Raw genomic sequence first — 25051 nt, 5'->3', positions numbered from 1 at the left:
TGCCGCGACGGTTTGCACTGTCTTTTTCTGGATCAAATCAAGCGCGAGAAGGGCGTTTGGTGGATGCCTTGGCAGTAAGAGGCGATGAAAGACGTGATACCCTGCGATAAGCTTGGGGGAGCCGGGAATAGGCTTTGATCCCAAGATCTCTGAATGGGGGAACCCACCTGACAGATCGTTATTGTTACCTTCGGTAATCAATAATGGTTTGAACCAGGTACTTAAGGACTGAATACATAGGTCTTTAAGAGCAAACCCGGGGAACTGAAACATCTAAGTACCCGGAGGAAAGGACATCAATAGAGACTCCGTCAGTAGCGGCGAGCGAACGCGGACCAGCCGAGCCTGATAAGTGACCAGAATGCGTTGGGAAACGCAGCCAGAGCGGGTGACAGCCCCGTATGGGAAGCTTTGAAGGACGTATTAAGTAGGGCGGGACACGTGAAATCCTGTCTGAAGATCGGAGGACCACCTCCGAAGGCTAAGTACTCCTTACTGACCGATAGCGAACCAGTACCGTGAGGGAAAGGTGAAAAGCACCCCGGCGAGGGGAGTGAAACAGTACCTGAAACCGAACGCCTACAATCAGTTGGAGGCCCCTTGAGGGCTGACAGCGTACCTTTTGTATAATGGGTCATCGACTTGGTCTCACGAGCAAGCTTAAGCCGTTAGGCGGAGGCGCAGCGAAAGCGAGTCTTAATAGGGCGCATGAGTTCGTGGGATCAGACCCGAAACCGAGTGATCTAGGCATGGCCAGGCTGAAGATGCGGTAACACGCATTGGAGGGCCGAACCCACATCCGTTGAAAAGGATCGGGATGAGCTGTGCCTAGGGGTGAAAGGCCAATCAAACTCGGAGATAGCTGGTTCTCTGCGAAATCTATTTAGGTAGAGCGTCATCCGAATACCCCGGGGGGTAGAGCACTGGATGGGTAATGGGGCCCCACAGGCTTACTGATCCTAACCAAACTCCGAATACCCGGGAGTACTGGATGGCAGACACACGGCGGATGCTAACGTCCGTCGTGGAGAGGGAAACAACCCTGACCTCCGGCTAAGGCCCCCAATTCATGGCTAAGTGGGAAAGCAGGTGAGACGTCCAAAACAACCAGGAGGTTGGCTTAGAAGCAGCCATCCTTTAAAGATAGCGTAACAGCTCACTGGTCTAAATAAGATGTCTTGCGGCGAAGATGTAACGGGGCTCAAGCCATGAGCCGAAGCCGAGGATGCACATAGTGCATGGTAGCAGAGCGTAGTGTGACATAGTCTCATTCCTCCTTAACTCCTTCGGGAGTATTGGAGGAGAGAGGCTTTCGATGAAGCCGGGGCGTGAGCCATCCGGTGGAGAGATCACTAGCGAGAATGATGACATGAGTAGCGACAAAGAGTGTGAGAGACACTCTCGCCGAAAGTCCAAGGGTTCCTGCTTAAAGCTAATCTGAGCAGGGTAAGCCGGCCCCTAAGCCGAGGCCGAAAGGCGTAGGCGATGGGAACTAGGTTAATATTCCTAGGCCAGGAGGATGTGACGGATTGTGAAGGTAGTTCAGTCTTATCGGATTGACTGGGCTGCTGATCAGTCCCTGGAAATAGCCCTCCGTCAGACCGTACCCTAAACCGACACAGGTGGACTGGTAGAGAATACCAAGGCGCTTGAGAGAACGATGTTGAAGGAACTCGGCAAAATACCTCCGTAAGTTCGCGAGAAGGAGGCCCGGGTTCAAGGCAACTTGGATCCGGGGGCACAAACCAGGGGGTGGCGACTGTTTATTAAAAACACAGGGCTCTGCGAAGCCGCAAGGCGACGTATAGGGTCTGACGCCTGCCCGGTGCCTGAAGGTTAAAAGGAGGGGTGAGAGCTCCGAATTGAAGCCCAGGTAAACGGCGGCCGTAACTATAACGGTCCTAAGGTAGCGAAATTCCTTGTCGGGTAAGTTCCGACCTGCACGAATGGCGTAACGACTTCCCCGCTGTCTCCAACATCGACTCAGCGAAATTGAATTGCCTGTCAAGATGCAGGCTTCCCGCGGTTAGACGGAAAGACCCCGTGCACCTTTACTACAGCTTCGCACTGGCATCAGGATTGTGATGTGCAGGATAGGTGGTAGGCATCGAAGCCGGAACGCAAGTTCCGGTGGAGCCTCCCTTGAGATACCACCCTTCGCACTCTTGATGTCTAACCGCGGTCCGTTATCCGGATCCGGGACCCTGCGTGGCGGGTAGTTTGACTGGGGCGGTCGCCTCCTAAAGAGTAACGGAGGCGCGCGAAGGTTGGCTCAGAGCGGTCGGAAATCGCTCGTTGAGTGCAATGGCAGAAGCCAGCCTGACTGCAAGACTGACAAGTCGAGCAGAGACGAAAGTCGGCCATAGTGATCCGGTGGTCCCGCGTGGAAGGGCCATCGCTCAACGGATAAAAGGTACGCCGGGGATAACAGGCTGATACTGCCCAAGAGTCCATATCGACGGCAGTGTTTGGCACCTCGATGTCGGCTCATCTCATCCTGGGGCTGGAGCAGGTCCCAAGGGTACGGCTGTTCGCCGTTTAAAGAGGTACGTGAGCTGGGTTTAGAACGTCGTGAGACAGTTCGGTCCCTATCTGCCGTGGGTGCAGGATACTTGAGAGGAGTTGCCCCTAGTACGAGAGGACCGGGGTGAACGATCCACTGGTGGACCAGTTGTTATGCCAATAGCAGTGCTGGGTAGCTATGATCGGACAGGATAACCGCTGAAGGCATCTAAGCGGGAAGCCCCCCTCAAAACAAGGTATCCCTGAGGGCCGTGGAAGACCACCACGCCGATAGGCCGGAGGTGTAAGCGCAGCAATGCGTTCAGCTGACCGGTACTAATCGCCCGATAGGCTTGATTTGATCCAGTAACAGACAGTGTTACTCGAACCAAATAAAGCAAACCATCCAAAACAAAAAACTTGGACAAACGTTGATTGTATTGCCTTCCGCTTGTGGAAACGTCCTGTGACGTAACTCAGGTGCGGCAACGCGCATTTGCTTTGCAAATACGCTGCCTGCCGCTAACCGAGAAAAATCCACCTGCCGAAGGCATCTGGATTTTTCTCGGTTTGGTGGCCACAGCACAAGTGAAACACCCGGTCCCATCCCGAACCCGGAAGTTAAGCACTGTCGCGCCGATGGTACTTGGGCTCAAGCCCTGGGAGAGTAGGTCACCGCCAAACCTAGTAAAATCCAAATAACTCTCTTAAACGATGCCCAAAACAAAACCGCCGCTGCACATAACGCAAGCGGCGGTTTTGCGTTAAAAAACACAATAACCGGCCAACTGACCCGGAGTGCTAAGGCTGCGGCGCGCGCCGCTCAGGCCGCCTGATCCGGATGTGCGGCTGTAAATGCGGGGTGTTCTGTGCAGGCGGCCTCCACCGCGCAGATGCGCGGCAGGTCCGAGAACTCCGCCTCCCAGCGGCGGGCGTTGTACAGCTGAGGCATCAGGCAGATGTCCGCCAGCCCCGGTGTGTCCCCGGTGCAGAAAGGCGTCTGTTCGAATCCGCCAAGCAGCACTTCGAACGCTTGCAGGCCGGGGCGGATGAAATGCTGCATCCAGGCTTTGGGCATGTCCGGCGCGCCGCCGCTGAGTGCGGTGGCGTGTTTCGCCACTTGCAGATTGCAGACCGGGTGCACATCCACCGCTACAGAATGCGCCAGGGCCCGTGCCAAGGCGCGCTGGCCCGTGTCCTGGGGCAGCAGGCCGAGCGCCCTGGTTTCGTCCAGGTAGTCGAGGATCGCCAGCGATTGGGTCAGCCGCAGACCGTCAATTTCCAGCACCGGGACAAACCCCTGCGGGTTGCGGGCCAGGTGGTCCGGGCTTCTGTGTTCGCCCTTGACCAGATCGACCGGGACGGTGGTGTAGCCGATCTCCGCCAGGTTCAGCGCAATGCGCAGCCGGTAGCTGGCTGAAGAGCGCCAGTAATCATATAGAACCGTGCGGCTCATCTGCGTCCTCCCTCTCGTGAAAAGGCAGCCCTTGGGGGCTGCCTTTGCCCGTTCGTGCGGGCTTAGCCCTTGTTCAGTTCCTTGGCGTGCAGCCAGTCAGCGTGTTTCGGCGCCTTCTTGGTCTTGGACCATTCCTCCAGCATCTCCCACTTCACCGCGTCCAGCTTTTCAAGCAGCGCGTCTTCTGCCGGATCGGGGCAGGCGAGCTCCACCCGGTGGCCGTTCGGGTCGAAGAAATAGATCGAGTGGAAGATGGAGTGGTCGGTGACGCCCAGCACCTCGACGCCATTTGCCTCCAGATGCTCCTTGAACTGGATCAGGGTGTCGCGGTCCTTCACCTTGAAGGCGATGTGCTGCACCCAGACCGGCGTGTTGCGGTCGCGGTCCATCTCCGGCTTGGTCGGCAGCTCGAAGAAGGCCAGGACGTTGCCGTTGCCCGCATCCATGAAGATATGCATGTAGGGATCGGGTTCATGCGTCGATGGCACGTGGTCCTCGGCAATGGCCAGGACAAAGTCCATCTTCAGCATCTTGTTGTACCACTCCACCGTTTCTTTGGCGTCTTTGCAGCGGTAGGCGACGTGGTGAATCTGTTCGATTTTCAAGCGGTGTCCTCCCCGGGTTTCAGCGCGGCCGCAGCCAGCGCCTGTTTTAGGATCGCGCGTTTTCCAATGTGGTTGGCGAGCACCAGCACCAGGCGTGCATTCAGGGCATCGCTTTCGGACCTGCTGAGGCCCTCGTGCGCCGCCAAGAGATCTGCGTAGAAATCGTCGGCGCGCTCGGTGTTGGCGGTCAGGATCAGCTGATCGGTCTCTGTCATGGCGGTCATTCCTTGCCGATGGCCCGGCGGATTGCGTGCCGGAACTGGTTTTCATCAAAGGCAGGCCGGCGGGCGGCCACGTGCTGGTCCGGGCGGATCAGGTAGACGCCGCTTTCATGCTTGCCCAGATAGCGCTGCTGCAGTGCCAGTGTCTTGTCATCCTTGATCGACAGCGCCAGGCGGGTGACCTCGATGCCTTCCTCCACGATCACATCCGGCGCGTCGGCGTCGATGGTCAGCAGCACGAATTTATCGCCCAGCTTGTCCAACAGGAATCCGTCGCTCAGCGGCGCGTCAGGACAGGGGGAGCCGGGGCGGGTGCGGTCCGGCCCGTCCAGCGCATCCGCCGAGTTCAGCGGCGAGCCGTCATAGGTGCAGGGCACCGACAGGCGGCCGGAGTTCACCAGGGGACGTGCGAATTCATACTGTTCCGACAGGTCCAGGACCGCGTCGCGTAGCACCCGGCTGATCTCCGATTTCGGGGTGATGAAATCGGTCGAGCGCGACGAGTTGAGGATGTTCTCATCCGCACCGTGGATGCGCTCCGCATCATAGCTGTCCAGCAGGCTTTCAGGCGCCTTGCCGTCCATCACCAGCTTCAGCTTCCAGCACAGGTTATCGGTGTCCTGCAGGCCGGAGTTGGCCCCGCGGGCGCCGAAGGGCGAGACCTGGTGCGCGGCGTCTCCGGCAAAGATCACCCGGCCATGGCGGAACTGCTCCATCCGGCGGCACTGGAAGGTATAGATCGAGACCCATTCCAGTTCGAATTTCACATCCTCGCCCAGCATCGCCTTGAGGCGCGGGATCACGTTTTCCGGGCGCTTCTCACGCTCCTTGTCTATATCCCAGCCCAGCTGCAGGTCGATGCGCCAGACCCCGTCAGGCTGCTTGTGCAGCAGCGCCGACTGGCCCTTGTTGAAGGGCGGGTCGAACCAGAACCAGCGTTCCGACGGGAAATCCGCCTCCATGATCACGTCGGCAATCAGGAAGTTGTCCTCGAATACACGGCCGACGAAATCCAGACCCAGCATCTGCCGGGTGGGGGAGCCAGCGCCATCGCAGGCGATCAGCCATTCGGTTTCCAAGTTATAGGAGCCTTCGGGAGTATCGATTTCCAGCACCACGTGGGTGGGATGAGTGCCTATGGCGGAAACCTTGTTACGGCCGCGGATTTCGATCGGCGCGCCCTGCTCCTGGAGTTCGCGCACCCGGTTCACCAGGTATTCCTCGAAGTAATACTGCTGCAGATTGATGAAGGCGGGGCGCTTGTGGCCCTCTTCCGGCAGCAGGTTGAATTCATAAACCTGCCGGTCGTCGAAGAACACCTTGCCGGTGTTCCACTGCACACCCTTGTCCACCATCGGCTGGCCGCAGCCCAGCCGGTCTAGGATTTCCAGCGGCCGCTTGGCAAAGCAGATCGCGCGGGAGCCGAAGCTCACCTTGTCGTTGTCGTCCAGCACCACAACTTCGGTGCCCTGCTGCGCCAGGTCGATGGCGGCAGCCAGGCCAACCGGGCCCGCCCCTATAACCACCACCTTGCGGCGTACGGGCGAAGAGGCATCCTCATCCGCATGGCGCTCGTAGGGGTACAAAGGGACTTCAAAGATCTTGTTCATCAGGTCTCCTCCCAAATTCCGGGTGCCTTCAGGCACAGCTCAACCCTTTCCCGGCAGAGGGCAGCCGGGAGCATGGTCCAGCGTCTCACAGGTTTTGCCGGGGCGACACGATCTGGATCAAAACGCCCCGGTTGCAAATTCTGGCCTGAGCTCAGCCCTGCAGGGCCTCCCACATCTCCAGATCGCGCTGAGCGGTCCAGATCCGCGGGGTGTCGATGCCGCGGGCCTCGTCATAGGCGCGGGCGACGTTGAAGGGCAGGCAATGCTCATAGATCGCATAGTCCGCAAACTTCGGATCGCACTCCGCGCGCACCGCGTCCCAGGCTTCCTTCAGGGTGCCGTTGCGGGCCGCCACTTTGGCCGCGGGGCGGTAGGTGCTTTCGACAAAATCGCGGGTGTTCTCGATTGCGGCATTGACCATCTCTTTGCCGACCAGCGCATCGCCGCGGCCCGGTGCAATGGCGTCAACGTCGAAAGCCTTGATGTTGTCGAGCGTGTCGCCCCAGTCGCCGAAATGGCCGTCGCCGCAATAGCAGGCGGAGTGGTATTCGACGATGTCGCCAGTGAACATCACGTTCTGGTCCGGCACATGGATCACGATGTCGCCCGCGGTGTGGGCGCGGCCCAGGTGCATCAGGTCGACCCGGCGGTTGCCGAGGTAGACGGTCATGTCGTCGGAGAATGTGGTGGTCGGGTAGGTCAGCCCGGGAATGCTCTCATGGCCTTCGAAAAGCCGCGGGAAACGCTGAAATTCGCTGTCCCAGTCCTCCTGTCCGCGCTCCACGACCATGGCGCGTGCGGCGTCGCCCATGATGATCTGCTGTGCGCCAAACGCGGAGGCGCCCAGCACGCGCACCGCGTGGTAATGGGTCAGCGCCACATGGGTGATCGGCTTGTCGGTGACCGAGCGGACGCATTCGATCACCTTGTTTGCCAGCCGCGGGGTCGCCTGCGCCTCGACAATCATCACGCTGTCATCGCCGATGATCACGCCGGAGTTCGGATCGCCCTCTGCGGTGAAGGCATACAGGCCCTCGCCAACCTCGGTGAAGGAGATTTTCTTTTCGCTCATGTCCCCTTGGGACGCGAATGCCTTGGCCATGTGTCTGTCCTTTCAGCGGTGCGCCAGAGGCAAGTGCGGGAGCCTCCGGCGGGTGTATTTGTGGCAAGAGGGAAAGCGCGGCTTACCTCTTGAACGGATCGTCCAGAGCAGCCAGCACGGTGCCGGTGCAGTCGCCGAACCCGATGGTGTAGCCATCTCCTTTGGCCGCGCCTTTCAGGGTCAGCGTGTCGCCGTCAGCGATAAAGGAGCGCTCCTCGCCACTGTCCAGCGTCAGCGGCTCCTTACCGCCCCAGCTGAGTTCCAGCAGCGAACCGCGGCTTTCCTTGGTGGGGCCGGAGATGGTGCCGGATCCCAACAGGTCGCCCGCGTTCATCGGGCAGCCCGAGGTGGTGTGATGTGCCAGCTGCTGCGCGGCAGAGTAGTACATTTCCTTATAGTTCGTCCGCGCGATGGTCGTGGCCTCCTTGCCTTCCGGTGCCAAGGTCACTTCAAGATCGATGTCATAGAGCATTGGGCCGCAGTCCTTCAGGTGGTCCAGCAGCTCCACTTCGCGCTCCGGCGTGTCGCAGCGGAACGGCTCCAGCGCCGGCTTGGTCACGATCCAGGGGGAGATCGTGTTGGCAGTTGCCTTGGCCTGGAACGGCCCCAGCGGCTGGTATTCCCAGGCCTGGATATCGCGCGCCGACCAGTCGTTCAGCAGCACGTAACCAAAGATGTTGTCATCCGCTTCCTGAACAGTGATGGGACCGTCCGAGGGTGTGCCGACGATCGCGCCCATTTCCAGCTCAATGTCGAAGCGCGCGCAGGGCGCCCACCGCGGCTTGTCATCACTCGGGCCTTTCAGCTGGCCCCAGGGGCGGCGGACATCGGTGCCGGAGACCACAACAGAAGACGCGCGCCCGTTGTAGCCGATCGGGATGTGCAGCCAGTTCGGCGGCAGCGCGTTTTCCGGGCCGCGGAACATGGTGCCGACGTTGAAGGCGTGGTTCTTGCCGGCGTAGAAGTCAGTGTATTCGCTGACCGCAAAGGGCATGTGCAGCTCCGCATCGGCAGCGGGAACCAGCAGGGTCTCCACCTTCTCCTGCTCGGCGGAGCCTTCGGACAGCAGCGCGGTCAGACGGTCGCGCAGCGCGGCCCAGACGGCGGGGCCTTCTTCCATCAGGTCGTTCCAGTAAGGGACGTCGAACAGCGGCGCATCGCCCAGCTGGATCAGCCCGGCCTCTTCGGCGGCCTGCATGTCCAGGATCATGTCACCGATGGCCACGCCGCAGCGCGGATCATCGCCATCAATGGAAAACACACCGTAGGGCAGGTTGTTCAGCGGGAACGGGTGGTCCGCATCATTGGCCGAGGCCACCCAGGATTTCAGCAGAGGCATAGTGTCTCCAGTTTCCGGATCCTCAGATCCTTTTCATCTTTCCGGAAATACTCCGGGGGTGAATGGGCCGGTCCGGCCCAGAGGGGGCAGCGCCCCCTCACCATTTCATTTCAGGCCGGGCGTGCCGTCGAACTTCTTCTCGATGTCGCTCCAGCAGTCGATGTAGTCATCCTGCAGCGGCGCGTCCTTGGCTGCAAATGCGGTCAGATGCTGCGGGAAGCGGGTCTCGAACATGAAGGACATGGTGTTGTCCAGCTTCTCGGGGCCGAGGTTGGCGTTCGACGCGCCCTCAAAGGCGTTCTTGTCCGGCCCGTGCGGCAGCATCATGTTGTGGAGGGACATCCCGCCCGGCACAAAGCCCTGCGGTTTGGCGTCGTACTGGCCGTAGATGTTGCCCATCAGCTCCGACATGATGTTCTTGTGATACCACGGCGGGCGGAAGGTGTTTTCCGCCACCATCCAGCGCTCGCGGAAAAGCACGAAATCAATGTTCGCGGTGCCCGGCACACCCGACGGCGCGGTCAGCACGGTGAAGATCGACGGATCCGGGTGGTCGAACAGGATCGCGCCTACCGGGCAATAGGTGGTCAGGTCGTATTTGTAGGGCGCGTAGTTGCCGTGCCAGGCGACCACATCCAGCGGCGAGTGGCCGATCTTGGTCTCATGGAACTGGCCGCACCACTTGATGGTCACGGTCGAGGGCGCCTCGCGGTCCTCGAACGCCGCCACCGGCGCCTTGAAGTCGCGCGGGTTGGCCATGCAGTTGGCGCCAATGGGCCCGCGGCCCGGCAGCTCGAATTTCTGGCCGTAGTTTTCGCAGACAAAGCCGCGGCAGGGGCCTTCCAGCACCTCCACCCGGTACACCATTCCGCGCGGGATAATCGCGATCTCCTGCGGTGCCAGGTCAATGATGCCCAGCTCAGTTGCAAAGCGCAGGCGCCCTTCCTGCGGCACCACCAGCAGTTCCGAGTCGGCAGAGAAGAAATAGCTGTCCACCATCGATTCTGTGACCAGATAGATGTGGCTGGCCATGCCGACCTGGGTGTTCACGTCGCCTGCGGTGGTCATCGTGCGCATGCCGGTGAGCCAGGTCAGGCCCTCATCGGAATGGGGCACCGGATCCCAGCGGTACTGGCCCAGCGAAATCACGTCCGGATCGACACAGGGCGCCGACTTCCAGTGCGGCAGGTCGATCTTCTGGTAGCGGTGCGAATGCTTGACCGAGGGGCGGATCCGGTAGGTCCAGGTCCGCTCCGGCGGGTCGGCGGTAAAGGCGGTGCCGCTCAGCTGTTCGCCGTAAAGGCCGTAGTTGCATTTTTGCGGGCTGTTCATGCCCTGCGGCAAGGCGCCAGGCAGCGCCTCGGTCTCAAAGTCGTTGGCAAAGCCGGGCATATAGCCCTCGTTCGGCCCCGCAAGCGAGGGAGCCTGGATCATTTTATGGGGATCGGCTGGCCGATTCATCGCGCGTTCCTCCTGTCACTGCTTGCGGAATATTAGTTGGTTTTGTAACTAACAAGGGAGAGAGGACGCAAATGACCGAAAAAGATGACTTCACTCTGCAGGATTTCCTGCCTTTTCTGCTGAACCGGGCGGCCGAGGAAAGCTCCCTCGGGTTTCAGCGGCACTACAAGGACCGCTATGGTATGCTGCGCACGGAATGGCGGGTGCTGTTCCACCTGGGCAACTATGGCCAGATGACCGCCAAGGAGATCGGAGAGCGGGCCAAGATCCATAAGACCAAGATCAGCCGTGCGGTGGCAAAGCTGGCCGAGAAGCGGTTCGTCACCCGGACGCGGGATGAAAACGACCGCCGGGCGGAGCATCTGACGCTGACCCCGGCGGGGCAATCCGCCTACCGGGAGCTGCGGGATGTGGCGCAGGAGTTCGATGCCAGATTGTGCCGCCAGTTCACGACCGGCGAGGTTGCGATTTTGCGGTATATGCTGCGCAAATTAGCAGGCATCGACCCGTAGACATCGCGAGACGCAATGCCCAGATAAGGCAGCGGAATTGAAGGTGAGCGCATGATACAGATTGATGTCAATTCGGGACCGCTGATTGCCTGGCTGATGGAGCAGGGGCTGCACGGGGCACAGCAGCAGGACCTTTTGCAGGGTTATTGCCAGCGGCTGTGCGATGCGGGCGTGCCGTTGTGGCGATTTCATGTGGCGCAGCGCGCCTTTCACCCGAAATTCGGCGGCATCGGTTTCAATTGGACCCGCGCAGACGGCCTGTCGCACCAGCATTACGAATACCGCGAGTCTCCGCGCGAGGAATGGCTGCGCAGCCCTTTCTTCCACATCCTGGACAAGGAGCTGGACGAATTCCGCGAGAAACTCGAAGACGGCGCGCCGGAGGAGTTCCCGCTGCTGCCGGAGCTGCGGGAACGCGGGGCAACGGATTATTTTGCCAAGGGCGTGCGGTTCGCCCCGCCCGAGGCCGGGCCGAACGACCCCGTTCACCCGCAAGAGGGCATGCTGGTCTCCTGGGCGACGGACCGTCCGGGCGGGTTCTCCAACCGCGAGCTGGACCTGATCCGCACCACTTTGCCTCACTTGGGGCTGGCGCTGAAATCCTCCTCCAACCGGCAGATGGCGAGCGACCTGTTGCAGGTCTACCTGGGCCGCGATGCCGGCCGCCGGGTGCTGTCGGGCGAGATCCAGCGCGGCTCCTCGCAGCAGATTGACGCGGTGATTTGCCTGTTCGACCTCAAAGGCTTCACCCAGCTGGCTGAGCGGTTGCCTGGAACCGAACTGATCGAGATGCTGAACGGCTACTTCGGCCTGGCGGTGGAAACCATCCAGGCGCATGGCGGAAACATCCTCAAGTTCATGGGGGACGGGATGCTGACCATGTTCAACCTCGGCAGCATCGAGGAAGACGCCCACGCGGCGCTGGCCGCAGCCAATGAGCTGTGCGGCAAGATCCGCGCGTACAACACCGAACGTGAGGAGCAGGGCCTACCGACCGCGGGCTTTACCCTGGCGCTGCACGCCGGCACTATCCTCTATGGTAACATCGGGGCTGAGAACCGGCTCGACTTTACCGTGATCGGCCAGGCGGTGAACCAGACCGCGCGGATTGCTGGGATGCACCGGTCGGTCGGCCAGAACATCATTATGTCCGAAGTCGTGAAGTCGGCCGCCAGAGGCACCAACCATGATCTGGTGTCTCTGGGCCGCTACATGCTGCGCGGGGTCGCTGAGCCGATGGAGCTGTACACCATCTACCGCGGCAATTGCGGCTGCGATAGCTGAGGCGCTGCCGGGGCGGGATTAGATGCTGATCTCGACCCCGGGCAGGTTCACTTCCTTCATCATGTCGCGCAGCTCCTGCCGGGCGGCGATATTGGAGATGTTCAGCTGCTTCACCCCGATGTCCTTCAGGTCCAGCAGCGTCAGGCCGCGCGGGAACAGCTCGCGGAAGATCACCCGCTCGGAGAAACCCGGTGCCACGCGGAAGCCGATCCGCTTGGACAGCATCTTGATGGCGCGTTCCATCTTTTCCTTGTTGACCATGCGCTGGGTGCCGACCCGGTTGCGGATCACGATCCAGTCAATCGGCTTCAGGCCTGCCTGCGCCCGCAGCTGCCGCGCATTCCACACCATCTCGGAATAGACTGACGGGCCGGTGATGCTCTCGCCCTTCTGGTCCACATGCGCCAGCAGGTCGAAATCGACAAAGCTGTCGTTCAGGGGCGTGATCAGCGTGTCCGCCAGCGAATGCGCGACCTGGCTCAGGCGCGTGTGCGAGCCGGGGCAGTCAATCAGGATGAAATCATGCCCTGGCTCCAGCGCCGAAACCGCGGCTGACAGGCGGTGGTCATAGATGTTCTCACCTGGCTGCAGGCTGGCCGGGTCGATCTCCGGCAGCTCGTGCATGTCCACCATTGGCAGGTCCAGCCCCGCCTTGGCGCAGAAGTCCTTGCGGTTTTCCAGATAGCGCCCCAAGGAGCGCTGCCGCAAGTCCAGGTCCAGCGCTGCCACCTTGTGGCCCAGCCGGGCCAGAGTGGTTGCAACATGCATGGAGACAGTCGATTTGCCCGCGCCGCCCTTCTCGTTGCCGACGACAATGATATGCGCCATGTACAGGTCCCTTTGCTCGTGCTTTGTTGCACGTCTTTAGCTTTGTGCCCCTGTATAGGGTCTGGACTCCGCCAAGAAAAGTGGTGCGCGCAGGCTGGTAAACTTAGTGTATCACCTGTGTTTTGCAGGTCCCGCCGGCTTGCGTTTGGGGCGGGCGTCACCGCCCTTTCCCGGCTTTCCTGGCACAACGGCCGCGCGCGCCTTGTTCTTTTTGCTGTTCGGCTTGCCAACCGGCGGCTTGGGGCCTTTCGCCTTGAACGATTTGGCTGCTGGGGCGCCGGGCTTGGCCATCCGCTTGGACGGATCGGACGCCCCTTTCGGCTTGGCGGTCACAGCCGGCTTGGGTTTGCTGGGATGCACGTCCGAACGCGGCTCGCGGCGCTCTTCTCGGGCCGGCTTTTCTTGCCATTCCTTGCGCGGTGGCCGGCTGTCGCCCTTGTCGCCGGATTTGGCGCGATAAGGCTTCGGGCCGTCTTCCTTGCCGCGGTGCGGCTTGGGCTTGCGGTCGCCCTTGAAGCCGCCTTTCGGACCACCAGGCCCGCGGCGCGGGGCAGGGGCCAGTTCCGGCGCTTCGGAGAGCCGTGTCAGCACCGCACCCGGTTCCAGCTCGGTCTTGCCGTCCAGCGCTTTCAGGAAGCCTTCAACCGCGCCTTCGCTGATCTCGGCAAATGTCTCGTTGTCCTGTACCCGGATCGCGCCGATGGCATCGCGGTCGATATTGCCGGCCTTGCACAGCATCGGCAGCACCTTGCGCGGATCGGCACCGGCTTCGCGGCCGCCGGACAGCGAGAACCAGACCGACGGGCCAAAGGCTTTGCGTTCCTTGCGCTCCTTGCGCGGTTCCGCCGTATCCGCCGGGCGCAGATCTTCCGGCGCTGAGTGGCGGCTGCGGAACAGGCGCAGATAGGTGGCGGCGATCTGCTCGGCGGAAAACGTGTTCAGCAGGGTCTGAACCCCTGCCTGTTCCTGCTCGGTAACGGGTTCCTGCCAGACAGGATCGGCCAGCATCCGCTCTTCGTCACGGGCCAGAATGTCGTCGGCCGAGGGCGCCTCGCAATGCTCCGCATTCAGCTTGGCCCATTTCAGCAGCCGCAGCGCCTTGGCGCGCGCCTTGGGAGGGGCGATCAGGGCGCTGACACCTTTGCGGCCCGCGCGGCCGGTCCGGCCGGAGCGGTGCAGCAGGGTTTCGTGGTTGGAGGGCAGTTCTGCATGGACCACCAGCTCCAGCCCCGGCAGGTCGATGCCGCGCGCAGCAACGTCGGTGGCTACACAGACCCGGGCGCGCCCGTCGCGCATCGCCTGCAGCGCATGGCTGCGCTCAGTCTGGCTCAGCTCGCCCGAAAGCGTCACCACCGGCAGGCCGCGGTTGGTCAGCCGCGCCGCCAGCCGGTTCACCGCCGCGCGGGTGTTGGCAAAGACGATGGCGCTGGGCGCCTCGTAGTAACGCAGCACGTTGATGATGGCGTTTTCCGCGTCCGCTTGCGCCACGCTCATCAGCCGGTATTCGATATCCGCGTGCTGCTTGGTTTCGCCGGCGGTCTTGATCCGCATCGCGTCGCGCTGAAAGGTCTCGGCCAGGCTGGCAATCGCCGGCGGAACCGTGGCGGAGAACAGCAGTGTCCGGCGCTCTTCCGGCGCTTCGCTCAGGATGAATTCCAGGTCCTCGCGGAAGCCAAGGTCCAGCATCTCGTCCGCCTCGTCCAGCACCACGCCGCGCACGTTGCTGAGGTCTATGGAGCCGCGCATGATGTGGTCGCGCAAACGGCCCGGCGTTGCGGCAACGATATGGGCGCCGCGGGCCAGCGCCCGGCGCTCGTCGCGCATGTCCATGCCGCCGACGCAGGAGGCGATCACGGCACCGGCCTCGCGGTAAAGCCAGCTCAGCTCGTGTTTAACCTGCAATGCCAGTTCGCGGGTCGGGGCAATCACCAGCGCCAGCGGCGCGGCGGCTTCGCCGAATGCCTCGCCCTCGCCCAGCAGGGTGGGCGCCAGCGCCAGGCCGAAACCGACTGTCTTGCCAGATCCGGTCTGTGCAGACACCAGCAGGTCGCGCCCTTCCAGGTCAGGCTGGGTCACAGCCTCCTGAACTTGGGTCAGGGTTTCATATCCGCGCTCTTGCAGGGCATTTGCCAGGGCTTGTTTCACGAGGGGAGCTGTCTTTCCCGCGGGGCACGGATCCGGCCCCAGCGTAAGGAGAAAAAGAAAGAAGGCTGCCCGTCCGGGGCAGCCTTCGGGAGTTTGAAAAATACGGCAGGCGGCTTAGAAGCCCAGGCCTTCGTATTTTTTCTTGAACTTGGACACGCGGCCGCCGGCATCCATCAGGCGCGAGGTGCCGCCGGTCCAGGCCGGGTGCACGGTCGGGTCGATGTCCAGTGCCAGCTGATCACCTTCGCTGCCCCAGGTGGAGCGCATCTTGATGATGGTGCCGTCGGTCATTTTGACGTCGATGAAGTGGTAATCGGGATGGGTGTCTTTTTTCATGATACCACTCCTCAGGCTTTCTTGGGCTTGTAGTTCGCGTCTTCTGCGATACGGGCCGACTTGCCGCGGCGCGCGCGCAGGTAATACAGCTTGGCGCGGCGGACGCGGCCGCGGCGCACCACGGTGATGCTGTCGATGTTGGTCGAATACAGCGGGAACACACGCTCCACGCCTTCGCCGAACGAAATCTTGCGGACGGTGAACGAGCCTGCAATGCCCGAGCCGTTCTTACGGCTGATGCAAACGCCTTCGTACATCTGCACGCGCGAACGCGAGCCTTCGGTCACCTTGTAGCCGACACGGATGGTGTCACCGGCTTTGAAGTCGGGGATCTCTTTCCCCAGGGCGGCGATCTGTTCCGCCTCCAGCTGTGCGATCAGGTCCATCGCAACTCTCCTAATCTGCCTGCGGTTCTTTCCGCAGAGGTTTCTGCCGTCATGAGAGCTCCTGGTCTTCACCGGGTCCCGCCATATGGCAGCCCGCCAGAGATCACGCCGTCTGTTCCTTGCTGCTGGCGGCAGGGCCCAAAGCGAAAACCGAAGAAGATTTTCAGGTGAGTGATCCAACAGCCAGCGGCCCGGAGCCGCAAATGCGAATCCAGACCGGCGCTGTATACGTCCGCAAGACCAACAAAACAAGTGCCCGGCTGCGCTGCTGGCAAGAGTTTTCACAAAACTCTTGCCAAATCTTTTCTCAAAAGATTTGGGGCCGCTTGTCCCCGTCTTTCAGGCCTCAGCCAGTCTGGTCGTCGACCGCGGCATCCGGGGCGTTTTTCTTGACTGACTCAATGCCGCCATCGCGGCTCGATGCGCTGGCATAGCTCTGGGAGGTTCCGATCACCTGGCCGTTGGTGGCCTTGAGATTGAACATATGCTTGCCCGCAGAAGTCTCCTTGCGCTCATAGCGCGCATCGTCGCCCGCGTTTTTCTTGACCGACTCGATGCCGTTCTCGGCGCTGGCCTTCTGCTTGTAGCCTTCGCTGGACAGAATGTTCTCGCCGTTGCCTGCTTTCAGGCGGAACCGGAATTCACCTGCGTTGTCGGTATAAAGTTCAAATTTAGCAGCCACCCTGTTCACTCCTAATTCTTCATGAATATGAGCGGACTAAAGCACGGCTTGGGGCGTCCGGCAACGGTCTGGCGCAGCTGGCGCCCCCTGGGCCGCATATCCGGCCTGCCGTTCAGCCTTCGTTTTGCCTCTTGCGGCAATAGGCGTCCCACAGATCCGGGCGGCGGGTCTTGGTGATTTCTTCGCTCATATCATGCCGCCACTCGGCAATCTTGCCGTGGTGGCCGGACATCAGAACTTCGGGGATTTCCCGGCCTTTCCATTCGGCAGGGCGGGTATACTGGGGGTGCTCCAGCAGGCCGGAGGAGAAGCTTTCCTCCTCGGTGGAGGCCTGGTTGCCCAGCACCCCGGGGATCAGGCGCACGGTGGCGTCGATCAGCGCCTGGGCGGCCAGTTCGCCGCCGGTCATGACAAAATCGCCCAGGGAGACTTCCTGGATGCCGTAGTGTTCCAGCACGCGCTCGTCGACGCCCTCAAAGCGGCCGCACAGCAGGGTGATGCCGTCGCACCGGGCAAAACTCTGCATCATCTGCTGGTTCATCGGCCGTCCGCGCGGGGTCAGGTAGACCAGTGGCCAGTTGCCCCGGGCATCCGCCATCGTGTGCTCAATCGCCTCGCCCAGAACATCGGCGCGCAGCACCATGCCGGCGCCGCCGCCGGCGGGCGTGTCATCGACATTGCGGTGCTTGCCGACACCGAACTCGCGCAGGTCCACGGTTTCCAGCTGCCAAAGGCCTTCCTGCAGCGCCTTGCCGGTCAGGCTTTCGCCCAGCACGCCAGGAAAAGCCGAGGGGAACAGCGTTATGATTTTGGCTTTCCACACCCCCGCCAGATCCGGCGTTGGCGTCATCAGCTCGCGTGGCTTCAGCGTGGGGCGGATCGCCTTGCGGCCATGAGATTTGCTTGGTGCTGTCATAATGGTGCTGTTTAGTGCAGTCAGATTTCCACGCAATAAAAAGCTTTGGTGTTTCGATGAATTCAGAACAGCCGCCTGCGGCAGCCCGGCACGATCCGTTTGCCGCGATGGACGCGGTAGAGGGCCGTGCGCGGGCGCTTTGGCCCAGGGCGGCCGCTGAAGCCGGCCTGCCCGAAGATGGGGCTGTGTTCCGCAGGATGCAGGTCAACAGCGGTGTTGAGCATCGCCGCTGTGTCTTGAAGGTCAGGATCGCGGATGGCCGGAGCTTTGTCTTGCGTGCCGATTTTGAGGCGTCCGATCCGCTTCGGCAGGCCAGGATTCTGAGCCGGCATCAGGCCGCTGCAGTCAGTCTGGAGGCGATGCCGGGCGTGTCTGCACCAGCGCTCCTGTGGCGGGACACGAGAAACCCCTTTGTCCTGATGGAATTTGTCCGGGGTGACACAGCACATCGCGAATTGGCGGTCGCAGAATACGGGTTCGGAGACCGGGGCAGTATTTTGCGGCGGATTGGGTCTGCAGTGGCCGCATTGCATGAGGTTTCCGCTGCCGGAGACCGGCAATTTTGGCCGAAGCCGTTCCTGACCCGTGTTGCAAACCAGGCTCAGGCGGTGCGCGACGGGCAGCTGCCGGTGCCGAAACCCAACAAGTTCTTGGGTCTTTGTGCTTACCTGCACCGGGCAGGGCGGCGTGCGCGGGGGCAACCCTTTCGCGCCGCGGTCGAGCATGGCGACCTGCATCTGCGCAATATCCTGATGTCGGAAACAACCGTCTCCTTTATCGATTTCTCAAACCATGATGGTATCTTCCCGCAGCGCGATCTCGCCAACATCTGGCTGGCCAACTGCCCGGACCATCTGGCCGCGGAGGGCGAGACGCCCGGCTTCGGGCTGGTTGCGCAGGCCGATTGGGAGGCGTTTCAGGACGGCTATGGCGCGGAGCTGGTGAATGACCCTGTGTTCCGCTTCTTCTATGCTCATCGCCTGTTCAGATGCTGGGTGGGATTGTGCCATAAACCGCCGGAGCAGCGCCTGAAAAGCGCGCAGGTCGCGGCTAAGGCGGTTCAGGTTCTTGAGGCGTTGCTGGCCGATGAAGACGACTGAGCAGCCGTCTCAGAGCAGCCCCTCGGGCGGATCGGCGATAACCCGGCCCTGGGATAGGTCCACGGTCGGCACAGCCTCCAGGGTGAAGGGCAGCAGCACCGCCGACTTCAGCCCCGGTCCGTGGACCTCCAGCAGGTCCGAGGCGCCATGGTTCTGCACCGATTTCACCGTGCCCAGAAGGGTGCCGCCGGTGTCATAAACCTCCAGCCCGATCAGGTCAGCGTGGTAGAACTCGTCATCCGGCAGCTGCGGCAGCTGATCACGGCGGGCAAACAGGCGCAGGCCCTTGATGGCGTCGGCGTCCTCTTTGGTTTCCACGCCTTCCAGCAGTGCGGCAAAGCCGTTTTTGATCGGGCGGGTGATGGTCAGGGAATAGGTTTTGGACCCGTCCTCATTGCTGAGCGGCGAGTAATCCTCGATCTCTTCCGGGACCGCACAGAAGCTCTTGAGCCGCACCTCGCCGCGCACCCCGAAGGATCCGGCAATTGCGCCAACGCAGATCAGATCGCTCATGGTGTCAGTCCTTTGCACAGAACCCCGCGCGCAGCCACTGGCCGCCGGATTGTTCGCAGAGTTCCACTTGATGGTTGCGTTCAAAGAAGATGCCCGCGGTAAAGGCCACTGCAACAAAAAACACAAGCCTTATCAACCGTCCCATGGGCGGTCTCAGCGGGTTTCGAGCGGCAGGTCCGCCATCCGGCTTTGCCATCCGGTTTCTTCCAGTTCCGGCGTGTCCGACAGCCGTTCCGGATAGCCGATGCAGAAGTAGCCGATCAGCTGCCACCCTGCTGGCACGTTCAGGTCGTGGTTCAGCTGCTCCGGATCCAGAACGGAAACCCAGCCCAGGCCCAGCCCCTCGGCGCGAAGGGCGAGCCAGAACAGGGTGATGGCGGTGACCACCGAATAGCGGCGCATCTCTGGCATGGTGGCCGCGCCCAGCCCGTGGCCCTGTGCGGTATCATCGTCGCAATAAATCGCCAGCTGCACCGGGGCTTCGCGCATGCCGGACAGTTTCAGCTCTGCATAACGCTCTGCTTTCTCACCGGAATACCCAGTCAGCGCTTGGGCATTGGCGGCTTCGAAATTCTTCAGCGCAGCAGCGCGGGCGGTTTCGCTTTCTACCCGCAGGATGCGCCAGGGTTCGCTTAGGCCCACAGACGGGGCAAGCGGAATGGCAGAGAGGCAGCGCATCAGCACTGCCTCCTCCACCGGATCGCTGCGGAACCGGCGCACGTCGCGCCGGAGCCGCATCAGCAGATCAAGCTGGCTGCGGAACTCTTCGGGAAAAGCGCCCCGCAGCTCCACGGAATTATTCCGCGTCTGCAGCTGCTTCGGCAGCCTCAGCAGCCTTTGCAGCTTTCTCTTCGGCGCGTTCCTGGGCTTTCTTGCCCGGGGTGCCTTTTTTCGGGTTGCTGCGCTCGGCCTTGGCACGGACGCCTGCTGCTTCCAGCATACGGGCGATACGGTCGGTCGGCTGCGCGCCCTGGTCCAGCCAGTGCTGCACGCGCTCCATGTCCATTTTCACGCGGTCTTCCGAGTCTTTCGGCAGCAGCGGGTTGTAGGTGCCCAGCTTCTCGATGAAGCGGCCGTCGCGCGGCATGCGGCTGTCAGCAGCCACGATGCGGTAGAAGGGACGCTTTTTAGAGCCGCCGCGGGCCAAACGGATTTTCATTGCCATGGGTACATCTCCTTTGATGGCGTTGTCCGGGGTATGCCCCGGTTGTTCCTGTTGTCTTTGTTATTCTTGGTGTTTCTTGTGATGCCTGATAACTTCACCGATGATGAAGTTCAGGAAAGCCTTGGCGAACTCAGGGTCCAGATCGGCCTGTTGCGCCAGGTCTTCGAGCCGTGCGATCTGCGCCGCTTCGCGGGTGGGGTCGGACGGGGGAAGGTCGTGTTCGGCCTTGAGCCGGCCCACCGCCTGGGTGTGTTTGAAGCGCTCGCCCAAGGTATAGACGAGGATCGCATCCAGGCGGTCGATGCTTTCGCGGTGGCCCTTCAGCAGCTGGGCTGCACGGGCAACGGGATCTTGGATATCTGTTGTCATCAGGTTCTCCGCAATGCAGCAGGCCGGGGTGTCGTCAAGAGGGTGCCGCGCGTGCAGCGGGCGTGCAACAGCTGTGCACCGCCGCAGTGCAGCGACATGGTATCCGAACGCCGTTCAGTCAATGGCCCAGCCCTCCGGTTTGAAGAGCGGGTCGGCGTAATGGGCAATTTCCATGTCGATGCCATGCGCGATCTGGCTGTCCTTCAGGGCGTCCGGCGCGGGGTGGCGGTAGACCGCATCATTGCCGTCGATGGTGGCGGCCTCGCGGTCCTTCTTAGCGCCCAGCCGTTCCGCAAGCCGGATCGAGTCGAGATTCTTGGGGTCGATATAGCTGACCGCGGTCTCCCAGCCCAGATTTGAATAAAAATGGCGGCGTGCGGCGTGCGCAGCCTCCAGCGCATAGCCCTTGCCGGCCGCACCGGGCCAGATGATCCAGGCGATCTCGCGTTCGGGCCAGCCTGCGGGCTGCCAGCCGCCGGCCATGCCGTAGGTTTCGTCCGTGGCCTTGTCGTGGATCATCCACATGCCGAAGCCACGGACCTGCCAATGGCCGATCTCGGCGGCATAGAGCATCCAGGCTTCGTAAGGGTTCAGCGGCCCGCCCATGAAGCGGGAGCGGTAGGAGCTGAAGGTGGCCTTGAAGTCCGGGTAGTCCTGCGGCTCGGGGCCGCGCAGCACCAGGCGGCGGGTTTCGATCACCGGGATGTCAAACGGCATCAGCGCGCTCCTTCCATGGGAAGGGCGCGGCCGGGCCGGGATATGACCCCGTTCAGGCGCATCAGTGCAGCAGGCCCCGTGCAGCCTGCGGGCCGGAAACCCGGACCGGCGGCATGTGGCGCCAGGCGCGGATGTTGGGCGCGGGCTGCAGGCGGAAGGAAACCGGCTTTTCCGGCCGCGCGCCGACGCGGCGGGCCAGCGCGATGGAGGCGTCGTTTTCTTCCGGCACGTAGGAGACGATAGACTTCCAGCCGGCCTCTGTGAACAGCCAGTCCAGGACGGCCTGTGCGGCTTCGCTGGCATAGCCCTTGCCGCGGCCCGGCTCCATCAGGTGCCAGGACAGTTCCGGCTCCGGCCAGCCCTTGGGGAACCAGGGGCCGACGAGGCCCACGGTCATTCCGGTGCTGCGTTCGACAACCGCAAACAGGCCGTAGCCATGCAGGTGCCAGTGGCCGATGATGGTGGCAATCGACCACCACAGGGAGTCGGGATCGTCCGCCGCATCAATGAAGCGGGGCGCGCCCGGATCAAGGAAAGCAGCGTTGGCGTCAAATTCCGGATCGGCCGGAGAAATCAGCATAAGCCGTTTGGAAACAAGCCGCGGATACGGTTTTTGCGCATCAGTCATCTTATACCCCTCTGCCCGGGCGGCGGGCCGCCCGGCAAAATTTTCACCCATCCGGTGAAGGAGTATCGGGGAGACTGCGTAATTTTCAGTTAAACGGGCCGCGCCTGCCGCGGCCGGACAAGCCTGGTTGGCGCAAATTTGATGAAAGCTCATGCGTAGGCCTCCATCCCGCCGTCGCAGGGCGCTGCAGGGGCAGGGTGGCGGTAAACCAGCTCGCGCCCGTGCTTGGGGTTGTCGAACTCATTTTCGAACACCGCGCCCAGCCGTTCGGCGAGGGCCACCGACCGGGTGTTGCCCGGAAAGATATTGGAGCAGAGCGCCGGCAGGCCCATCACCTCATAGGCATGGGTGCGGGCGGCCAGTGCGGCTTCGGCCATGATACCGCGGCCTTCACCAGCCGGGAAGGCGACCCAGCCCAGTTCCGGTTCGGGCCAGCCTTCGGGCTGCCAGATGCCGGTGATGCCAAGCGTCTCGCCGGTCTCTTTGCTGGTGATGGTCCAAAAGCCGAAACCGCGCATTGCCCAGTGGCCCACCGACATGGTGAACCAGCGCCAGGCCTCGTTGCGGTCGAGTGGCCCGCCAAACCCCCAGGAGCGTGCTTCGTCGGCGAAGAACGCTGCCACCGGCCCGAAATCCGCCGCCTCCGGTCCGCGCAGGACCAGGCGATCAGTTTCAAGCTGAGGGATGACGGGGAGCTGCATGGCTTACTTCTTCTTGCCGAAGCCGCTGAGGCCCGCGGGCAGGCCCATGCCGCCGCCAAGGCCGGGGAGGCCGCCGGGCAGGCCGCCTTTGCCGCCCATTGCCTTGGCCGCGGCTTCCAGTGCCTTGGGGTCCATCTGGCTGGGATCCATGCCGCCCATATCCGGCATACCGCCCTTGCCGAACATGCCCTTCATGGCCTGTTTCAGCATCTTGCCTTTGCCCATCTTGCCCATCTTCTTCATCACATCGGCCATCTGCCGGTGCATCTTCAGAAGCTTGTTGAGGTCGGAGACTTCCATGCCGGAACCGGCCGCGATGCGTTTCTTGCGGCTGGCCTGCAGCAGAGCGGGGTTGGCGCGCTCCTTCTTGGTCATCGACTGGATCATGGCAATCTGGCGTTTCAGCACCTTGTCGTCCATGCCCGCGTCCTGCACCTGCTTGGCCATTTTGCCCATGCCGGGCATCATCTGCATCATGCCCTCCATGCCGCCCATCTGGAGCATCTGTTCAAGCTGCATCTTCAGGTCGTTCATGTTGAACTGACCCTTCATCATGCGCTTCATCATCTTCTCGGCCTGTTCGGCCTCGATGGTTTCCTGGGCCTTCTCGACCAGCGCCACGATGTCGCCCATGCCGAGGATGCGGCCGGCGATCCGGTCAGCCTCGAAGGTTTCCAGGGCGTCCATCTTTTCGCCCAGGCCGACAAAGCGGATCGGCTTGCCGGTGACGGCGCGCATCGACAGCGCCGCACCGCCGCGGCCGTCGCCGTCCATTCGGGTCAGGACCACGCCGGAGATGCCGATCTTGGCGTCGAATTCCTCGGCCACCTCAACCGCAACCTGGCCGGTCAGGCCATCGACCACCAAGAGCGTCTCACGTGGGGAGACCACGTTGCGGACGTCCTCGACCTCCTGCATCAGGGTTTCGTCGATGTGCAGACGGCCGGCAGTATCCAGCATGTAGACGTCATAGCCGCCGAGCGTTGCCTGCTGCTTGGCGCGCTTGGCGATGTCGACGGGTTTCTGGCCGGGCACGATGGGCAGGGTGTCGACGCCGATCTGGGCGCCCAGGACGGCCAGCTGGTCCATCGCCGCCGGGCGGTAGACGTCGAGCGAGGCCATCAGGACCTTCTTGCCCTCTTTTTCCTTCAGCCGTTTTGCCAGCTTGCCGGTGGTGGTGGTCTTACCTGAGCCCTGCAGGCCGACCATCAGGACGGGGGCGGGCGGGTTGTCGACCTTTAGCTTGCCGGGGTCTTCGTCGCCGCGCAGCACGTCGACCAGCGCGTCGTGGACGATCTTGACCACCTGCTGGCCCGGGGTGACCGACTTGGTGACGGCCTGGCCGGTGGCCTGCTCCTGCACCTTCTTGACGAAGTCGCGGGCAACCGGCAGCGAGACGTCGGCTTCCAGCAGCGCGACGCGGACTTCGCGCAGGGCGGATTTCACGTCCTCTTCATTGAGGGCGCCCTGTTTGGTGAGCCGGTCAAAGACGCCGGAAAGGCGTTCGGATAGATTTTCAAACATGCCTGCGGCCTCCTGATGCCGGTTTCAATGTGTGGCGCCCCGTATGTAGGCGACAAGCGGTCCATGCGCAAATGCCCCCACGGGCGTAACACGCTGGTGGGGGGCGATCCCTGGCACGGGCAGGGACCGGAAGACTCAGATCTCCCGGATGTTTGGGCAGGCGTTACGCGGATTGGCCGCCGGAGTCAACCTTTGACGGGCCGGCAGCGGGAAGCCAGGCGTTGACCGCTTCTGCCAGCTGGTGGGGGCCGCGGCCGCTGGTGTGGGCCTCGTCCACCGGGTGGCGGCCTGCGCTCATGCCGCCGTCCAGGATCAGCACCGTGCGGTAGAGCGTGCGGCTGCGGCCCTCGCTGCGGCTGGTGGTGCTTTCCACCTCGGCGTGGGAGAGGTCGGCGAGGCGGTGCTCGACCCGGCTGTAGCCGAATACCGACTGGCGCCGGATCACAAGGCTGCCCTCGGACCGGTCGAGGATCACCTGCACCCGGCGCACAAACAGGCAGAAGGCGGCAAAGCCCATGCCGCCGCCCATGAGCGCAAAGATGATTCCGAACCAGAGATTCTCGCCGCCGGAGCTGGCAGCGCCGAGGCCGGCGCCGGCGAAAGCCAGAATGAACAGGGCGAGTGCAATACCGATGAACCACGGCGTGTCGGACAGGATCAGCTGCCCGGGCGTGTTGCGGGTGATTTTCATGCAGTCAGTTTACCCTGGGGAATGCTGCCATTCAGGGGAAACTGGCGGCGTGGCCGTCACATATGACCGGCAACCAGCGCAGCTGCACCACCTGCGCGCTTGACTCAGGGGGGCGGGCCTGGCCAACATCGGGAGGTTGGCCCTTTTGCCGCCCACTCACCGGCGGGGCCTGCCCGCACGGGCATCGAGGCAGATCTTCAGCACAGGCATGTCACGCGAACCTGACCGTTCGCGCTCCTTACCGGGCAGCCGCATCAG

The 25051-nt window shown here is 62.3% G+C and carries 25 protein-coding genes and 2 rRNA genes; 5 read left to right on the top strand and 22 right to left on the bottom strand.

The window, feature by feature from the left end:
* Nucleotides 1–35: 35 nt before the first annotated feature.
* Both CAER_RS0112315 and rrf read left to right on the top strand, forming a co-directional pair.
* Nucleotides 36–2863: ribosomal RNA gene (locus CAER_RS0112315) — 23S ribosomal RNA — on the top strand.
* Nucleotides 2864–3071: 208 nt separating this feature from the next.
* Nucleotides 3072–3186 (top strand): 5S ribosomal RNA (rrf, locus tag CAER_RS0112310).
* Nucleotides 3187–3325: 139 nt separating this feature from the next.
* On the opposite strand, the gene maiA is transcribed toward rrf, so the two are convergent.
* The 7 genes from maiA to hmgA form a co-directional block, all read right to left on the bottom strand.
* Complete coding sequence (gene maiA / locus CAER_RS0112305; RefSeq protein WP_027235646.1) at nucleotides 3326–3958, bottom strand: maleylacetoacetate isomerase; 633 nt, start codon at nucleotides 3956–3958, stop codon at nucleotides 3326–3328.
* Nucleotides 3959–4020: 62 nt separating this feature from the next.
* The gene (locus CAER_RS0112300) at nucleotides 4021–4563 is read right to left on the bottom strand and encodes a VOC family protein (protein ID WP_027235645.1); all 543 of its coding nucleotides are present in this window, start codon (nucleotides 4561–4563) and stop codon (nucleotides 4021–4023) included.
* A complete protein-coding gene (locus tag CAER_RS0112295; RefSeq protein ID WP_375543578.1) occupies nucleotides 4560–4778 on the bottom strand; it encodes a DUF2783 domain-containing protein in 219 nt (72 codons plus the stop codon). The genes CAER_RS0112300 and CAER_RS0112295 overlap by 4 nt, the downstream gene beginning before the upstream one ends.
* A 5-nt stretch (nucleotides 4779–4783) precedes the next feature.
* Nucleotides 4784–6394, bottom strand: coding sequence for an FAD-dependent oxidoreductase (locus CAER_RS0112290; protein ID WP_027235643.1), 1611 nt, complete (start codon nucleotides 6392–6394; stop codon nucleotides 4784–4786).
* Nucleotides 6395–6545: 151 nt separating this feature from the next.
* Nucleotides 6546–7496 (bottom strand): MBL fold metallo-hydrolase, encoded by a 951-nt coding sequence (locus CAER_RS0112285; RefSeq protein ID WP_027235642.1) that lies wholly within the window; start codon nucleotides 7494–7496, stop codon nucleotides 6546–6548.
* 82 nt (nucleotides 7497–7578) lie between these two features.
* A complete protein-coding gene (gene fahA, locus CAER_RS0112280) occupies nucleotides 7579–8835 on the bottom strand; it encodes a fumarylacetoacetase (RefSeq protein ID WP_027235641.1) in 1257 nt (418 codons plus the stop codon).
* Nucleotides 8836–8940: 105 nt separating this feature from the next.
* Entirely contained in the window at nucleotides 8941–10296 is a 1356-nt protein-coding gene (gene hmgA, locus CAER_RS0112275) for a homogentisate 1,2-dioxygenase (RefSeq protein ID WP_027235640.1), read from the bottom strand.
* Nucleotides 10297–10367: 71 nt separating this feature from the next.
* Between hmgA and CAER_RS0112270 the strand changes: the two genes are divergently transcribed.
* A complete protein-coding gene (locus CAER_RS0112270) occupies nucleotides 10368–10808 on the top strand; it encodes a MarR family winged helix-turn-helix transcriptional regulator (protein WP_027235639.1) in 441 nt (146 codons plus the stop codon).
* 51 nt (nucleotides 10809–10859) lie between these two features.
* Nucleotides 10860–12092: an adenylate/guanylate cyclase domain-containing protein gene (locus CAER_RS0112265; protein WP_027235638.1), complete on the top strand. Its 1233-nt coding sequence runs from the start codon at nucleotides 10860–10862 to the stop codon at nucleotides 12090–12092.
* Nucleotides 12093–12110: 18 nt separating this feature from the next.
* Here the strand turns inward: CAER_RS0112265 and CAER_RS0112260 are convergent, their stop codons facing one another.
* The 6 genes from CAER_RS0112260 to trmD form a co-directional block, all read right to left on the bottom strand.
* A complete protein-coding gene (locus CAER_RS0112260) occupies nucleotides 12111–12920 on the bottom strand; it encodes a division plane positioning ATPase MipZ (protein WP_027235637.1) in 810 nt (269 codons plus the stop codon).
* A gap of 111 nt (nucleotides 12921–13031) precedes the next feature.
* Nucleotides 13032–15065 (bottom strand): DEAD/DEAH box helicase, encoded by a 2034-nt coding sequence (locus CAER_RS27950; protein WP_036797278.1) that lies wholly within the window; start codon nucleotides 15063–15065, stop codon nucleotides 13032–13034.
* Between the two features lie 114 nt (nucleotides 15066–15179).
* Complete coding sequence (gene rpmE, locus CAER_RS0112250; RefSeq protein WP_027235636.1) at nucleotides 15180–15401, bottom strand: 50S ribosomal protein L31; 222 nt, start codon at nucleotides 15399–15401, stop codon at nucleotides 15180–15182.
* 11 nt (nucleotides 15402–15412) lie between these two features.
* A complete protein-coding gene (rplS, locus tag CAER_RS0112245; RefSeq protein WP_027235635.1) occupies nucleotides 15413–15787 on the bottom strand; it encodes a 50S ribosomal protein L19 in 375 nt (124 codons plus the stop codon).
* Between the two features lie 346 nt (nucleotides 15788–16133).
* Nucleotides 16134–16469 carry a YegP family protein gene (locus tag CAER_RS0112240; RefSeq protein ID WP_027235634.1) on the bottom strand — a complete coding sequence of 112 codons (336 nt, stop codon included), beginning with the start codon at nucleotides 16467–16469 and terminating at the stop codon, nucleotides 16134–16136.
* 112 nt (nucleotides 16470–16581) lie between these two features.
* Entirely contained in the window at nucleotides 16582–17385 is an 804-nt protein-coding gene (gene trmD, locus CAER_RS0112235) for a tRNA (guanosine(37)-N1)-methyltransferase TrmD (protein WP_027235633.1), read from the bottom strand.
* A gap of 56 nt (nucleotides 17386–17441) precedes the next feature.
* On the opposite strand from trmD, the gene CAER_RS0112230 reads away from it, so the two are divergent.
* A complete protein-coding gene (locus CAER_RS0112230; RefSeq protein WP_027235632.1) occupies nucleotides 17442–18485 on the top strand; it encodes a phosphotransferase in 1044 nt (347 codons plus the stop codon).
* 9 nt (nucleotides 18486–18494) lie between these two features.
* Here CAER_RS0112230 and rimM read toward each other — a convergent pair whose 3' ends face one another.
* The 9 genes from rimM to CAER_RS0112180 all read right to left on the bottom strand — a co-directional run bounded on the left by rimM (nucleotide 18495) and on the right by CAER_RS0112180 (nucleotide 24793).
* Nucleotides 18495–18998 carry a ribosome maturation factor RimM gene (gene rimM / locus CAER_RS0112225; protein ID WP_027235631.1) on the bottom strand — a complete coding sequence of 168 codons (504 nt, stop codon included), beginning with the start codon at nucleotides 18996–18998 and terminating at the stop codon, nucleotides 18495–18497.
* Between the two features lie 153 nt (nucleotides 18999–19151).
* Complete coding sequence (gene bluB, locus CAER_RS0112215; protein WP_027235630.1) at nucleotides 19152–19790, bottom strand: 5,6-dimethylbenzimidazole synthase; 639 nt, start codon at nucleotides 19788–19790, stop codon at nucleotides 19152–19154.
* A 4-nt stretch (nucleotides 19791–19794) separates the two neighbouring features.
* Complete coding sequence (gene rpsP / locus CAER_RS0112210) at nucleotides 19795–20163, bottom strand: 30S ribosomal protein S16 (protein ID WP_027235629.1); 369 nt, start codon at nucleotides 20161–20163, stop codon at nucleotides 19795–19797.
* A gap of 60 nt (nucleotides 20164–20223) precedes the next feature.
* Complete coding sequence (locus CAER_RS0112205; protein WP_027235628.1) at nucleotides 20224–20532, bottom strand: chorismate mutase; 309 nt, start codon at nucleotides 20530–20532, stop codon at nucleotides 20224–20226.
* A gap of 114 nt (nucleotides 20533–20646) precedes the next feature.
* On the bottom strand, nucleotides 20647–21249 hold the full coding sequence (locus CAER_RS0112200) for a GNAT family N-acetyltransferase (protein WP_027235627.1): 603 nt from the start codon (nucleotides 21247–21249) through the stop codon (nucleotides 20647–20649).
* A gap of 61 nt (nucleotides 21250–21310) precedes the next feature.
* On the bottom strand, nucleotides 21311–21877 hold the full coding sequence (locus tag CAER_RS0112195; protein WP_036797674.1) for a GNAT family N-acetyltransferase: 567 nt from the start codon (nucleotides 21875–21877) through the stop codon (nucleotides 21311–21313).
* Between the two features lie 149 nt (nucleotides 21878–22026).
* Nucleotides 22027–22578 (bottom strand): GNAT family N-acetyltransferase, encoded by a 552-nt coding sequence (locus CAER_RS0112190; protein WP_027235625.1) that lies wholly within the window; start codon nucleotides 22576–22578, stop codon nucleotides 22027–22029.
* 3 nt (nucleotides 22579–22581) lie between these two features.
* On the bottom strand, nucleotides 22582–24102 hold the full coding sequence (gene ffh, locus CAER_RS0112185; RefSeq protein ID WP_027235624.1) for a signal recognition particle protein: 1521 nt from the start codon (nucleotides 24100–24102) through the stop codon (nucleotides 22582–22584).
* 163 nt (nucleotides 24103–24265) lie between these two features.
* Nucleotides 24266–24793: a hypothetical protein gene (locus CAER_RS0112180; protein ID WP_027235623.1), complete on the bottom strand. Its 528-nt coding sequence runs from the start codon at nucleotides 24791–24793 to the stop codon at nucleotides 24266–24268.
* Between the last annotated feature and the right edge of the window lie 258 nt (nucleotides 24794–25051).

The organism is Leisingera caerulea DSM 24564 (assembly GCF_000473325.1).
Lineage (GTDB): Bacteria > Pseudomonadota > Alphaproteobacteria > Rhodobacterales > Rhodobacteraceae > Leisingera > Leisingera caerulea.
This window is presented reverse-complemented; position numbering and strand designations above follow the sequence as displayed.

What these genes read in the sequence shown, in the direction of transcription:
- CAER_RS0112180 (WP_027235623.1), bottom strand. Translation starts at nt 24,793, where the DNA reads ATGAAAATCACCCGCAACACGCCCGGGCAGCTGATCCTGTCCGACACG.
- hmgA (WP_027235640.1), bottom strand. Translation starts at nt 10,296, where the DNA reads ATGAATCGGCCAGCCGATCCCCATAAAATGATCCAGGCTCCCTCGCTT.
- CAER_RS0112270 (WP_027235639.1), top strand. Translation starts at nt 10,368, where the DNA reads ATGACCGAAAAAGATGACTTCACTCTGCAGGATTTCCTGCCTTTTCTG.
- rpsP (WP_027235629.1), bottom strand. Translation starts at nt 20,163, where the DNA reads ATGGCAATGAAAATCCGTTTGGCCCGCGGCGGCTCTAAAAAGCGTCCC.
- CAER_RS0112195 (WP_036797674.1), bottom strand. Translation starts at nt 21,877, where the DNA reads ATGACTGATGCGCAAAAACCGTATCCGCGGCTTGTTTCCAAACGGCTT.
- CAER_RS0112205 (WP_027235628.1), bottom strand. Translation starts at nt 20,532, where the DNA reads ATGACAACAGATATCCAAGATCCCGTTGCCCGTGCAGCCCAGCTGCTG.
- rimM (WP_027235631.1), bottom strand. Translation starts at nt 18,998, where the DNA reads ATGAGCGATCTGATCTGCGTTGGCGCAATTGCCGGATCCTTCGGGGTG.
- CAER_RS0112200 (WP_027235627.1), bottom strand. Translation starts at nt 21,249, where the DNA reads ATGCCGTTTGACATCCCGGTGATCGAAACCCGCCGCCTGGTGCTGCGC.
- maiA (WP_027235646.1), bottom strand. Translation starts at nt 3,958, where the DNA reads ATGAGCCGCACGGTTCTATATGATTACTGGCGCTCTTCAGCCAGCTAC.
- fahA (WP_027235641.1), bottom strand. Translation starts at nt 8,835, where the DNA reads ATGCCTCTGCTGAAATCCTGGGTGGCCTCGGCCAATGATGCGGACCAC.
- CAER_RS0112260 (WP_027235637.1), bottom strand. Translation starts at nt 12,920, where the DNA reads ATGGCGCATATCATTGTCGTCGGCAACGAGAAGGGCGGCGCGGGCAAA.
- rpmE (WP_027235636.1), bottom strand. Translation starts at nt 15,401, where the DNA reads ATGAAAAAAGACACCCATCCCGATTACCACTTCATCGACGTCAAAATG.
- rplS (WP_027235635.1), bottom strand. Translation starts at nt 15,787, where the DNA reads ATGGACCTGATCGCACAGCTGGAGGCGGAACAGATCGCCGCCCTGGGG.
- CAER_RS0112190 (WP_027235625.1), bottom strand. Translation starts at nt 22,578, where the DNA reads ATGCAGCTCCCCGTCATCCCTCAGCTTGAAACTGATCGCCTGGTCCTG.
- CAER_RS0112290 (WP_027235643.1), bottom strand. Translation starts at nt 6,394, where the DNA reads ATGAACAAGATCTTTGAAGTCCCTTTGTACCCCTACGAGCGCCATGCG.
- CAER_RS0112230 (WP_027235632.1), top strand. Translation starts at nt 17,442, where the DNA reads ATGAATTCAGAACAGCCGCCTGCGGCAGCCCGGCACGATCCGTTTGCC.
- CAER_RS0112295 (WP_375543578.1), bottom strand. Translation starts at nt 4,778, where the DNA reads ATGACAGAGACCGATCAGCTGATCCTGACCGCCAACACCGAGCGCGCC.
- trmD (WP_027235633.1), bottom strand. Translation starts at nt 17,385, where the DNA reads ATGACAGCACCAAGCAAATCTCATGGCCGCAAGGCGATCCGCCCCACG.
- CAER_RS0112265 (WP_027235638.1), top strand. Translation starts at nt 10,860, where the DNA reads ATGATACAGATTGATGTCAATTCGGGACCGCTGATTGCCTGGCTGATG.
- CAER_RS0112285 (WP_027235642.1), bottom strand. Translation starts at nt 7,496, where the DNA reads ATGGCCAAGGCATTCGCGTCCCAAGGGGACATGAGCGAAAAGAAAATC.
- ffh (WP_027235624.1), bottom strand. Translation starts at nt 24,102, where the DNA reads ATGTTTGAAAATCTATCCGAACGCCTTTCCGGCGTCTTTGACCGGCTC.